Source organism: Stenotrophomonas sp. STEN035 (genome assembly GCF_056759935.1).
This window is the reverse complement of record NZ_JBRRDY010000061.1, coordinates 1-12,065: the sequence shown is the minus strand read 5'-3', so window position 1 is coordinate 12,065 and position 12,065 is coordinate 1. Positions and strand designations below refer to the sequence as shown.

10 protein-coding genes, 1 tRNA gene and 1 pseudogene are annotated in these 12,065 nt (G+C 61.8%); 9 read left to right on the top strand and 3 right to left on the bottom strand.

What is annotated here, in order from left to right; all coding sequences use genetic code 11:
• Nucleotides 1-316, top strand: a 316-nt coding sequence (locus ACVOLL_RS20120; protein WP_481514506.1) for a hypothetical protein, incomplete at its 5' end; no start/stop codon positions are given.
• On the opposite strand, the gene ACVOLL_RS20115 is transcribed toward ACVOLL_RS20120, so the two are convergent.
• Both ACVOLL_RS20115 and gloB read right to left on the bottom strand, forming a co-directional pair.
• Entirely contained in the window at nucleotides 298-1,515 is a 1,218-nt protein-coding gene (locus ACVOLL_RS20115) for a lytic transglycosylase domain-containing protein (protein ID WP_481514505.1), read from the bottom strand. The genes ACVOLL_RS20120 and ACVOLL_RS20115 overlap by 19 nt on opposite strands.
• The gene (gene gloB / locus ACVOLL_RS20110; protein ID WP_481514504.1) at nucleotides 1,512-2,276 is read right to left on the bottom strand and encodes a hydroxyacylglutathione hydrolase; all 765 of its coding nucleotides are present in this window, start codon (nucleotides 2,274-2,276) and stop codon (nucleotides 1,512-1,514) included. Before gloB ends, ACVOLL_RS20115 begins: the two co-directional genes overlap by 4 nt.
• A 263-nt stretch (nucleotides 2,277-2,539) precedes the next feature.
• On the opposite strand from gloB, the gene ACVOLL_RS20105 reads away from it, so the two are divergent.
• Genes ACVOLL_RS20105 through dnaQ form a run of 3 tightly spaced genes read left to right on the top strand, consistent with a single transcriptional unit; the run spans nucleotide 2,540 to nucleotide 4,146 of the window.
• Nucleotides 2,540-2,941 (top strand): class I SAM-dependent methyltransferase, encoded by a 402-nt coding sequence (locus ACVOLL_RS20105; protein ID WP_481514503.1) that lies wholly within the window; start codon nucleotides 2,540-2,542, stop codon nucleotides 2,939-2,941.
• 15 nt (nucleotides 2,942-2,956) lie between these two features.
• The gene (gene rnhA, locus ACVOLL_RS20100) at nucleotides 2,957-3,409 is read left to right on the top strand and encodes a ribonuclease HI (protein ID WP_481514502.1); all 453 of its coding nucleotides are present in this window, start codon (nucleotides 2,957-2,959) and stop codon (nucleotides 3,407-3,409) included.
• A gap of 8 nt (nucleotides 3,410-3,417) precedes the next feature.
• Nucleotides 3,418-4,146 (top strand): DNA polymerase III subunit epsilon, encoded by a 729-nt coding sequence (dnaQ, locus tag ACVOLL_RS20095; RefSeq protein ID WP_481514501.1) that lies wholly within the window; start codon nucleotides 3,418-3,420, stop codon nucleotides 4,144-4,146.
• 42 nt (nucleotides 4,147-4,188) lie between these two features.
• Here dnaQ and ACVOLL_RS20090 read toward each other — a convergent pair whose 3' ends face one another.
• Nucleotides 4,189-4,893 (bottom strand): PP2C family protein-serine/threonine phosphatase, encoded by a 705-nt coding sequence (locus ACVOLL_RS20090; RefSeq protein ID WP_481514500.1) that lies wholly within the window; start codon nucleotides 4,891-4,893, stop codon nucleotides 4,189-4,191.
• 202 nt (nucleotides 4,894-5,095) lie between these two features.
• On the opposite strand from ACVOLL_RS20090, the gene ACVOLL_RS20085 reads away from it, so the two are divergent.
• From ACVOLL_RS20085 to pglX, 5 genes and pseudogenes are all read left to right on the top strand, one after another.
• A tRNA-Ser gene (locus ACVOLL_RS20085) sits at nucleotides 5,096-5,186 on the top strand.
• A 614-nt stretch (nucleotides 5,187-5,800) separates the two neighbouring features.
• A complete protein-coding gene (locus tag ACVOLL_RS20080; RefSeq protein WP_481514499.1) occupies nucleotides 5,801-6,454 on the top strand; it encodes a DUF1819 family protein in 654 nt (217 codons plus the stop codon).
• A complete protein-coding gene (locus ACVOLL_RS20075; protein WP_481514498.1) occupies nucleotides 6,451-7,029 on the top strand; it encodes a DUF1788 domain-containing protein in 579 nt (192 codons plus the stop codon). Before ACVOLL_RS20080 ends, ACVOLL_RS20075 begins: the two co-directional genes overlap by 4 nt.
• 10 nt (nucleotides 7,030-7,039) lie before the next feature.
• Nucleotides 7,040-10,699 (top strand): BREX system P-loop protein BrxC, encoded by a 3,660-nt coding sequence (brxC, locus tag ACVOLL_RS20070; RefSeq protein WP_481514497.1) that lies wholly within the window; start codon nucleotides 7,040-7,042, stop codon nucleotides 10,697-10,699.
• Nucleotides 10,700-10,702: 3 nt separating this feature from the next.
• Nucleotides 10,703-11,851: pseudogene (pglX, locus tag ACVOLL_RS20065) on the top strand (BREX-1 system adenine-specific DNA-methyltransferase PglX); the annotation flags it as partial.
• Nucleotides 11,852-12,065: the final 214 nt, after the last annotated feature.

The window sequence follows — 12,065 nt, the reverse complement described above, 5'->3', positions numbered from 1 at the left end:
GAGATGTAGTTCGGTCTGGTGGGCTCGGAGTGGTGTATATGAGAGAGTGATCCATCAGATTGCGCAGATGCCGATGATTTCATTGCTGTCAGCTTCGCGGCTGACGCCGCTCCCACAAGCGCTGGGGATTGCCAGGATTGCTGGTGAAGCCCCAGCCCAGCATGGCTCGGCCCAACAACAAACGCGAAAGCCGACATCAAACGCGAAAGCCGACATCAAACGCGAAAGCCGACATCAAACGCAGAAGCCCGGCTTTTGGCCGGGCTTCTGGTTCTGCTTTCATGCGTGGGCGTTGGCTCAGCGCACTTCTTCGTAACGCAGCACCATGCCTGGCTTCAGCACCGCGCTGGCATCCAGATTGTTGGACGACAGCAGGGTCTTGACCGAAATGCCATAGCGGCGGGCGATGGTCCAGGCCGATTCGCCGCTGCGGACGGTGTGGCGGCTGCCAGTGCTGGCCGAGGCGACCGCGCGCGAGGGAGCAGCAGGACGGCGGCTGGCGACGGACGGCGCTGCGGCAGGGGCCGCATCGCGGGTGGCCACCAGCACGCTCTCGCTGTTATCGCTCTCCACGCTGCCCATGGCCGCAGCCGGTGCCAGCACCCGGGTGCCGGAGCGCGAGCTGGTCAGGGCGGGGTTGAGGCGGGCGATGCGGGCCGGATCCAACGCGTTCTGCGCCGACCAGGCAGCCAGGGTGGTGTTGGCTGGCAGGGTGTGACCCTTCAGGATCGGCACCTGCCGGTCCAGCGCGGCCATCAGGTCGGGTTCGTTCTCGGCCTGTTCCAGCACGCAGGCCAGGGCATGCAGCTTTTCGACATAGGCGTAGGTGATCGGCGACAGGCCCGGCAGCTCGGAGGCAGTTGCGTTCTGGGCATTCATGCCGCCGCGACGCAACGACTGCAGGATGCGGTACTCGCCAGCGTTGTAGGCCATCGTTGCCAACTGCCAGTCACCGCCAAACATGCCGTGCAGGGTCTTCAGGTAACGCACCGCGGCACGGGTGGAGTCCACCGCCGACAGGCGGCCGTCATAGCCCTTTTCCATCGGCACGCGGTGGTTGCGGGCAGTGGTGGCAATGAACTGCCACAGCCCGGCCGGGCCGCTGGCATTGCGGGCGCCGGGGCGGTAGCCGCTTTCAACGAAGGGGATCAACGCGAATTCGGTCGGCAGACCGGCGCTGCGCAGCTCGTCGACGACGTAGCCGAACAGCGGCAGCGCATCGTCCTCGACATTGCCCAGCCGTGAGGGGGCATGCGAGAACTGCTTGCGCCAGCGTGCGCTGGTGGCGTCGGCGTCGCACTGTGGTGCGGCCAGACCCTCACGGAAGTTGGCGAAGATCTCGCGTCCGTTACGGGTAGTCGGGGCCGGCAGTGAGGCCGGGTCCAACGGTAATGCAGTGAGGGCGGCGACGTTCTGGGTCATGCCGGCGCTGACCGGGAGGGTCTGGGCGGCCAGCGTGCCGCTGCCCGTGCCCAACAACAACCCCAGCGCCAACGGCAGACTGAGCCGCCTCATGCGCGAAAACCGTCTTTCCACCGCCGCAATTCGGCGAAGACTTCCACCTGGTCGGTGGGTGCGCGACCAAGCCGCGCCGCGATCGCTGCAACGATGGCGGTATCGGCGGTCCGCAGAAACGGATTGCATTCGAGTTCGCTCGCCAGGATGGCGGGAACGGTAGGACGGGAACTGCTGCGCATGTCCGAGGCTTCCTGTTGGCGGCGCTGCAATGCCGCGTTGGTGGGGTCGACATGCCGCGCAAACACGGCATTGGCCAGCGTGTATTCGTGCCCGCAGCAGACCAGTGTCTGTGGGGGCAGGGCGGCCATTCGCCGGAGCGAGGCCAACATCTGGGCGGGCGTACCTTCGAACATGCGTCCACAGCCCAGGCTGAACAGCATGTCGCCACTGAACAAATGGTCGTGGCCAAAGTAGGCAATATGGCTTCGGGTGTGACCGGGAACTTCCATCACGCTGAAGTCGAAGCCAGACAATTCTACCCGGTTGCCCTCGCTGACTCGTTCACATTCCAGTGCGATGCGTTCATCAACCGGGGCGATGACCCGCAAGCGCGGCCAGCGCTCACGCAACTCCGCCACCCCGCCGATATGGTCGTCGTGGTGGTGGGTGAGCAGGACACCTGCAGGCTGCATGCCTTGCGCAGCGGCTTCGAAAACCGGGCCGGCCTGGCCGGGGTCAACGAAAATCGTGCGGTCATCGGGCGTTTGCAGCGCCCAGATGTAGTTGTCCTGAAATGCGGGCAGGGCGATCAGTCGCATAGAATTGGAAAATGCCTGCCGCCCCGTCCCCCCGTCAAGCTGCAGTCTCGCCCTGGTTTGAGAAAGCCGGGGCGCAGGCGATGCGCGAATGGGAGCAGCGGCTGCTGTCTGAACAAATGCGCGGATTTCCCTCGCCGCCGTGGCTGTGGCTGGCGCCAGGCGCCTCTTGGCTGCCAGAACCACCCCCGCAGGGGCGTGGTCTGCGTCTGCACAGGAGTCCATATGCGTCTGGTTGGACGGGGGATCTGCGCTGCAGCCTGCCGTTGCCGCTGCCCAGCGAGTCGATCAAGGCCATCGTCATCGAGCATCCGGCGGCGGAGGAGCTGGAGCCCTTGCTGTCCGAGTGTGCGCGGGTGCTGATGCCCGGCGGTCGGGTCTGGGTGACCGTGCTCAACCGCTGCAGTCCCTACCGCGCGCACTGGCAGTGGCAGGGCGCGCGGCCACCCTCGGTGACACGTTGCAGGACACTATTGCAGCGGCAGGGCATACGATGTCGCTCGCTGCGGCACTATGGCCCGCTGTGGACGCAGTCGGGCAACACTCCGGGTACGGCTTTGCCGGCCCTGCGCGCCTTGTGCGTGCTGGAAGCTGAAAAACGCACCGAGGCTTATATCGGCCCGATCAAGGCCAGTCGCGTCAGTTGGCGCGGCCCGGTGGCGACCTGAATTCAACGGAACACTATGAAGTCAATTGAAGTACATACCGATGGCGCCTGCCTCGGCAATCCCGGCCCCGGCGGATGGGGCGCCTTGTTGCGTTACAAGGGCCATGAGCGCGAGCTGGCCGGTGGCGAAGCCCACACCACCAACAACCGGATGGAGTTGATGGCCGCGATCATGGGCCTGGAAACGCTCAGCGAGCCCTGCAACATCACCTTGTTCACCGATTCGCAGTACGTGCGCCAGGGCATCACCGAGTGGATGCCGAGTTGGGTGCGGCGCAACTGGAAGACCGCTGGCGGTGACCAGGTCAAGAACCGCGACCTGTGGGAGCGCCTGCATGAGGCCACTCAACGTCATCAGATTGATTGGCGCTGGGTCAAAGGCCATTCCGGTGATCCGGACAACGAACGCGTGGACCAGTTGGCCCGCGATGCTGCAATCCGCGTGCGCGCTGGCGCCGCGAGCAACTGAGGTAGCTGATGCGCCAGATCGTCCTTGATACCGAAACCACCGGCCTGGAATGGAAGAAGGGCAACCGTGTGGTTGAAATCGGCTGTGTGGAGCTGCTTGAGCGGCGCCCCAGCGGCAATAATTTCCATCGCTACCTGAAGCCGGATTGTGATTTTGAATCCGGCGCGGCGGAAGTCACCGGCCTGAGCCTGGACTTCCTTGCCGACAAGCCGCGCTTCGAAGAAGTGGTGGATGAGTTCCTGGCCTATGTGGACGGCGCCGAGCTGATCATTCACAACGCTTCGTTCGATATGGGCTTCCTCGAGAACGAGATGAGCCTGGCCGGCAAGGGCCGCCTGGCCAACCGGGTGACGGTCACCGATACCCTGGCGATGGCACGCGAGCGCTATCCCGGCCAGCGTAATTCGCTGGATGCGCTGTGCCGGCGGCTGGGCGTGGACAACGCCCACCGCACGCTGCATGGCGGCCTGCTCGACGCGCAGATTCTGGCCGACGTCTATATCGCGCTGACCTCCGGCCAGGAGGAAATTGGTTTTGGTCAGCCGGAAGCCGAATCGGCCAGTGCCAGCGGTGTTGTACAGGCGTTCGACGTGTCGGCACTGCTGCCGCGCCCCCGCGTACTGGTGACCGCCTCCGAGCAGGAAGCGCATGAGGCGCGTCTGGCCAGGTTGCGCAAGAAAGCCGGCCATGCGTGGTGGGATGGCGAGCCGGCGCCCGCGTCTAGCGAGCCGGCCTGAGTCGCGCTGGTCGTTGATTGAATGAAGTGGAATTCCGCTGCCTTAGTGGCAGCGGACCAGGACGACGGTGACGTTGTCCGAGCCGCCGCCATCCAGCGCGGCGGCGACCAGTGCATCCACGCATTCCTGCGCGCTGCAGTCTGCGTGCGCCAGTGCCTCGTTGAGGCCGGTATCGTCCACTTCTTCGGTAAGCCCGTCACTGCACAGCAATAGCTGCATGCCCGGGCGGAGTTCGCCGGTGGTGGTGGCGACGTTGAGATGGGCCGGATCGGTCACCCCCAGCGCCTGGGTGACCACATTGCGATGCGGATGCGCGCGCGCCTGCTCGGCGGTGAGCGTGCCCTGGGTGATCAGCTCCTGCACATAGCTGTGGTCCTGGCTGAGCTGGCCCAGCTTGCCGTCGCGCCACAGATAGGCGCGGCTGTCGCCAATCCAGGCCACTTCGAAGCGATTGCCCTGCACGCGTGCGGCGACCACGGTGGTGCCCATCGGCAGGCTGTCGTTGCGGCGGCGTGAGCTGCGGATGATTTCCTCATCGGCGGTGCGGATGGCCTGCACCAGCGAAGCGCCGTTGCGCACTTCGCGGACGATGGTTTCGCGCGCCAAGGCGCTGGCTACCTCGCCGCAGGCATGCCCGCCCATGCCATCGGCTACCAGCCACAAGCCAAGCTCGCCGTCACCGTAGTAGGTGTCTTCATTGAGCTGGCGGCGCAGGCCGACGTGACTGAGGTGTCCAAATTCGATCATGAGTGCCCGAGCGGGCGGTGTTTCAATTGTGAAGGTCACTGCATCATCGCGTTCATGGAGGTGTACGGCAAGCGCCCGCAGACACTCGTTTGGCTGGCGGAATGCAGCGCCTGGATGGCCAATAGTGCTTTTTTGTTAAAAACCGCTTGTCCGCGCAGCCGATGCCCCTTATCATTCGCAGCCCGGTTCGCCGGGGACATCTGGAGAGGTGGCAGAGCGGTTGAATGTACCTGACTCGAAATCAGGCAGGCGTTTATAGCGCCTCGGGGGTTCGAATCCCCCCCTCTCCGCCAAATGCGTGAACTAAGCCCCTGATTTTCAGGGGCTTTTTTCATTTCAGAGCATTCGGGTATGCCATCGGGTATGCCATTTCAGGTTGGCTGGCCCCGGATGTCATCGGACGTCCCCAGTCATTGATAATTGATAAGTTCGGGCGTGGCCCCGTTGGTCGCCTTCAAGCTGGTCGATTGTTCGCCACCTATGGTTTTGAGCAGCGAGCACCGATCCGACTCGGTTGGATCCGCTTTGATCGTAGTCGGGGACGCTATCAAGGATAGTTTCTACATGCTCATCAGCCTGGGCGTGCCCAATGACTTCGCAGATATCCAGCGAGAGCGACAGCAATGCACACGTAGGGTGCCTTTGGTTGCTCAAGGATCATAGCCAATGGGCTACGATTCCAATGCAGAGAAAAGGGATGCCTTGTGGGAGTCGAGATTCATTGTCAATGCGGGTTTTCGCGTCGCGGAGTTGTTGCATCTCCGGGAGCGAAGTGGGGGAGCCCGCCATGCTGGGCATCCATTGGATGTCGCCAAAGAACTTCCTCCGTCATTTCATCAGTTAGCCGTAGCCGATCCATTAGCTCTGGCCCCATGGCTGTTGCCCGCCGAGGAGGCGGGTTGAAGCCATGTTGATCGACGCTTCCCACTCGCAGACGTTACCAACCGAATACCACTGGACGCACCCTTTGAAGCAGTACCAAGCCGATCTATCCGCCGGATCCCTGATGCTCCCCGAGAGCCGGATCATTGCCGGGCTTTTGCTTCAGCGGCTCGACGATGCCGCGTGGCAACACGCGCTACGTGTGGAGAACGTGCTGCAGAAGTCGGCGCCTGCCACGGCGGTACGCCAGGCGCGGTTGATCCGTCTTCGACTGGAGTCCATCGATACGTCGGTCTGGAGTGTCATCAGGGATGGGGGCAAGGAGATGGCGACACAGCTGTTGTTTGCCGCGGCGCTCAAGCACAGCGAGCTCCTCAAGGACTTCCTGCGTGAAGTCGTGGCTGATCACGTCCGACGCTTGGAACACTCTCTTTCGCTCGCCGCCTGGGAGCCCTTCCTGCACGATTGCGCAGCGCGCGATCCTGCCGTTGCCACGTGGAGCAACTCGACGCGGAAGAAGCTGCTGCAGGTGATTATTCGGATTCTCGCCGAGGCCCGGTATCTGGAAAGTACTAGATCCCTTCGACTGCTACCTCCGCACCTCCATCCGGTGGTTCGGCGGTCCTTGCTGGCTGCCGGGGAAGGGCAGCTCGTTCCGATGATGGAGCTTCGTGCATGAGCGACAAATTTCGCGAGCGCCTCAATCGCATCCTGCCCAAACTCAGTTCCGCCGAGTTCCTTGCCAATAAAGGGCTGGGCAATGAGATCGGCTTCTGGGTCTTTGACTACCTGCCTGAGCAGGAAATGGAGATGCGTGGCTTTATCGCCGAAATCCTGTTGCCAGGTCTGGCCCGGCAGCAACCGGTCTTGCGTCCCGTGGTCGTCAACCTCTTCGATCTAATCGTCGACCTGCTGGAAGACCGCAAGCTCTATGACCGCGTCCTGGCCATCCAGGCCGACAAGGGCAATGACGCCGCTCTCGCTGCGCTCAGACCCGTGCTCAAAGAAGACAAGCTGGCTCAGCGCATCGCCAGCAAGATCGACTTCGACCAAATAGACATGCTGCTGCTGACCGGCGTAGGGGCGGCGTATCCGATGCTGCGCTCGCACACATTGCTGACCGCCTTGCAGCCGATCATGGACCACACGCCGGTGGTGATGTTCTATCCAGGGCGCTACGACGGTTTCTCGCTGCGCCTGTTCAACACCTTGGCCGACGACCACTACTACCGCGCCTTCCGGCTGGCGGAATGATTCACAGGGGATGACTGAAGACATGAAGATCAGGGAGCTTTTCCGCAAGCCGATCGACCGCCCGATCAACGGCGTGATCAAGGCTGACCAGCGTGATGCCGAAAGCATCTGGCAGGAGCTGGACGAATACGTGGTCACCAAGCAGCTGGCCGACTACTTTCGCCGCTTCTTCGACGCGTACCTAGCGGCCGGCGACAATCCGAACAATTCGGTGATCACCGACCGTATGGGCGTGTGGGTATCGGGCTTCTTCGGCTCCGGTAAATCGCACTTCATCAAGATCCTGTCGTACCTTCTGGAAAACCAGGAAGCGGTCGACCCGGTCTCCGGCAACACCAAGCGTGCGGCCGAGTTTTTCGACGAAACCAAGGTCAAGGACCCGTTGTTGCTCGCGGACATCCAGCGCGCCACCCGCGGCAGCGCCGATGTCATCCTGTTCAACATCGATGCCAAGGCGGACAGCAAGTCCGATCGCGATGTGGTTCTGCAGGTGTTCCTGCGCGTGTTCAACGAGAAGCTCGGCTTCTCAGGCGATGCGCCGCATATCGCCGAGATGGAGCGCTATCTCGTCAGCAAGGGCGCCTACGAGACGTTCCAGCATGAATTCGCGCGCATCCATGGTGGCTCGTGGACAGCTGAGCGCGACGCGTTCGACTTCCTGCGCGACGAGATCGCCCAGGCCTTGGCCATTGCATTGAAGATGTCGGTGGAGTCCGCCCAGCGCTGGTTCGATGAATCCCGCGACAGCTACAAGATCAACATCGAGAACTTCGCCAAACTCTTGGGCGAGTACCTCAATACCAAGGGCAAGGACCATCGCATCATCTTCCTGGTCGATGAGGTCGGCCAGTTCATCGGCAATAACACGCAATTGATGCTCAATCTGCAGACCATCGCTGAGCAGCTCGGCACCCAATGCAAAGGTCGCGCCTGGGTCATCGTCACCAGTCAGGAAGACATCGAAGCGGCCATCGGCGAAGCGAATAAGGCCCGTTCCCAGGACTTCTCCAAGATTCAGGGCCGTTTCCATACGCGCCTGTCGCTGGCCAGTTCCAACACGGACGAAGTGATCGGCGTACGCCTGCTGGCGAAGACCGAGGCTGCCCATGAGGCGCTGCGCGACGTGTTCGAGCAGCAGGGCGACATCATCAACAACCAGATATCGTTCAACGGCAACGCTGTGACCCTGCGTGGCTACGCCGATTCTGTCAGTTACGTGGCCAACTATCCGTTCGCCCCATATCAGTTTGAGCTGCTGCAGAAAATCTTCGAGGCGATCCGCAAGGTCGGCGCCACCGGCCAGCACCTTTCACGCGGCGAGCGTTCCCTGCTGGACGCGTTCCAGTCAGCTGCCAAGATCAATGCCGATCGCAGCATCCAGTCGCTGGTGCCGCTGTACGACTTCTATCCCTCAATCGAGAGCTTCCTCGATACCACGGTAAAGCGTGCCATCGACCAAGCCGAACAGAATCCCGCCCTCGAAAAGCAGGACATCCGCCTGCTGAAGGTGCTGTTCCTGATCCGCCATATTGCTGAGGTGATCAAGCCCACCATCGACAACCTGGCGGCGCTTTGCCTCGATCAGATCGATGCGGACAAGCTTCAGCTCAAGCGGCAGATCCAGCGAAGTCTGGAGCGCCTGGAACAGCAGCGGCTGGTCAATCGCAATGGGGATCTGTGGTTCTTCCTCACCAATGAAGAGCGCGACATCGCCCGCGAGATTGGCCATGTCGACGTGTCTGCCGCGGAGAAGTCCAAGCTGCTGGCCGAGATCGTCTTTGATGAAATCCTCAGCCAACAAACCAAAGTGCGCCATCGCGATACCAAGGCCGACTACGAATTCAACCGGTTGCTCGACGGTGCGCCATATCGGCAGGCCAACCACTCGCTCAGCCTGGATATCCGTTCGCCGCTGGGTGACGACTACGAAAGCCTCAAGTCTGACCGCTGCATCATGCTCAGCGCCGAAGGCAACGGCAAAGCGCTGATCCGCATGGGCGAGGGAACTCGTCTGGATATTGAACTGACCTTGTACCGTCAGATCGAGAAATACGTCGACAGCCCCAAGGCCAGCGCGGCATCGCCGTCCTTGCGCAAGATTTTGCTTGAGCGCAAAGACGAGAATCGCGAACGCCGGCAGCGCCTGGTTGCCCAAATTGGCGACCTGATTGTGCAGGGCGATTGCTACGCCAAAGGCCAGCAGGTGCGTTCCAAGACGGCCACGGCACCCGCACTGCTGGACGAGCTGATCAATTACCTGATCACCAATACCTATAACAAGCTGCCGTACCTGAAGATCCGCAAGCCCGATCCCATTGCCGAGATTCGCGTCCTGCTCAGCGCCGATAGCGTTGGACAACAGGAGCTGGCGCTGGGCGGCGAGGACGGCAACCCGCAGGCCATTGATGAGGTTCGCCAATACCTGCAGCTCGCCGCTTCGCAGAATCGCGTACTGCTGTCTGATGTGGTCGATCGCTTCACCGACATTCCCTATGGCTGGAAGCCAGAGTGGGAAGTGGTGCTGCTGATCACTCGCTTGTTCATGGCCGGCGAAATCAAGCTCACGATGGGCGGCTCGGATCTGGAACCGCGTAGCGCGTTCGATCCGCTAACCAAGGCGGTGCAGCATAAGCAGATCTCGATTCTCAAGCGCAAGACCGCCGATGCCGGCAGCATCGCGCGCGCGTCCGATCTGTACCGGCAGCTGTTCTCCTCCTTGCCACGCAAAGAGGAAGATGGCGTTGTCACCGATTTCCGCAGCAAGCTGGTCGAGTGGAAGGAAGATCTGAAACGCTGGCAGCTCACCGCCGGGCAATTGCACTATCCCGGCAAGGCAGTCATCGACGCCTTGCTCGTGCGCTGTGAGCGACAGCTCGCCATCCGCGATCCGTTCGAGTTCATCGAGGCGCTGAACAAGTCGCGCGATGAATGGCTGGATGCCGGTGAGGATCTCAACGATGTCCGCGGCTTCTACACCAACCAGTTGGCGACCTGGCAGCGCTTTCTGGCCACGCTCAACCGTTTCGAGCCGAACCGGGACGTGCTGGCTACCGACCCTAAGGCCAGCGTCGCGCTGAAGGATCTGCAGCGCATCCGTGAGGAGCCGGCCCCGTACGCCAGCATCAGCCGGATCGAACCGCTGCTGGCCACGTTGGAAGCGAGCAACCAGGCTTTGGTGCAGGCCCAGCGCGAAGCGGCGCTGCGCATCGTCGAACAGCGCATCGACGAGGCCAGCAAGGCGTTGGTGCAGGCGGCCGCGCATGCTGATCTCAGCAATGCCGCATTGCATCCTCTACAACAGCTGAAGCTGAAGATTGCCGGCGCGGTCAGCATTCCGGAGATCCAGTTTCTCGCTAACGGCGCCGGCGACAAGCTTGAAGATGCCATGGATCTGATCCGTGAAGCCTTGTTGAAGGCACACGCGGCGGCACAAGCCGCCAGTAAGGCGGCTACAGCTAGCGGCGCGGCTCAAACAACATCGAGTTCTGCCACTGCTTCAGCATCGGCAGCCGCTGCAGCAGCACCGAAAATCTCCCAGACGATCCGCCCGGCCGACTTGGCCACCAGTACGTATCTGGAAACCGAAGCTGAGGTCGAAACCTACCTCGCTGATCTCAAAGCCCACTTCATCGCCGTGCTCAAGTCCGGCAAACGTATCCGGATCCAGTAAGCAATGAACACAGTCAATCTCAAGAGCTACGCGCCGCAGGCGCGCAAGGATTTCATCGCGGCGGTGACGGCCCGGGCGAACCTGCTGGGACTGAGCGAGGCCAAAGGCGCGCTCCAGATCACCGAGGCCGAGGTCAAGAACGACATCGTAATGATCGCTGGCCGCCCGTGGCCGGTGAAGGTCAACGAGCAGCGCACCAAGCTCATCGCGCGGATGAAGCTGCAGGGCTTTGGCCACACGGTCGAAGCCGTCGCATACGCCTGGTTCAACCGGCTGGCCGCGCTGCGCTACATGGAAGTACACGACTACCTCGGCCACGGCCGGCGTGTGTTGTCGAACCCGCAGGGTGGCTTGCCCGAAGTGCTGGCGCACGCGCTGGATCTGCTTGAGTCAAACGCGCTGCCGGGCTTGTCCGCCGACACGGTGCGCGAGCTGAAGTTGGCCAATCAGGATCCCGAGCTGTACCGGTTGATCCTGATCGCCCAGTGCAATGCGCTGCATCAGGCCATGCCGTTCCTGTTCGAGCAGTTGGGTGATGAGACCGAGCTGCTGTTGCCGGAGAACCTGCTGCTCACCGATTCGGTGGTGGCCAAACTGGTGCAGTCCATTCCGGAAGCGGACTGGCAGCAGATCGAGATCATCGGCTGGCTCTACCAGTTCTATATCTCGGAGAAGAAAGACCAGGTCATCGGCAAGGTGGTGAAGTCCGAAGATATTCCGGCGGCGACCCAGTTGTTCACGCCAAACTGGATCGTGAAGTACATGGTGCAGAACTCGCTGGGCGCGCAGTGGCTGGCGACCTATCCGGACTCGCCGCTCAAAGCGCAGATGGCGTACTACATCGAGCCGGCCGAGCAGACCGACGAGGTCAACGCCCAGCTTGCGGCGATCACGCCAGCCTCGCTCAACCCTGAAGAATTGACGCTGATCGACCCCGCGAGCGGTTCAGGGCACATCCTCGTCGAGGCCTACGATCTGTTCAAGGCGATCTACCTGGAGCGGGGCTATCGCCAGCGCGATGTGGCTAAATTGATCCTGGAGAAGAACCTGTTTGGTCTGGACATCGACGAGCGGGCAGCCCAGCTTACAAGCTTTGCGTTGATGATGAAGGCGCGGGCAGATGACCGGCAACTGTTCGAAAGAGGGGTGAAGCTCAATGTGATGGCTCTGGTGGATAGCACGGGGTTTGATGCGGTTCTGCTCGCCCAAGCTGCGAATTTGGCCGACCACGGGCTGACTACCGACGATCTCATAGTGGACCGGCCAGAGTTCTGTAGACACTCAGTCGCCGCTCTGCGCGTAGCGCCTTTCAAACTCTACCGGTGACAGTCCGCCAGCGGAACCATGCCGGCGGATCGGGTTGTAG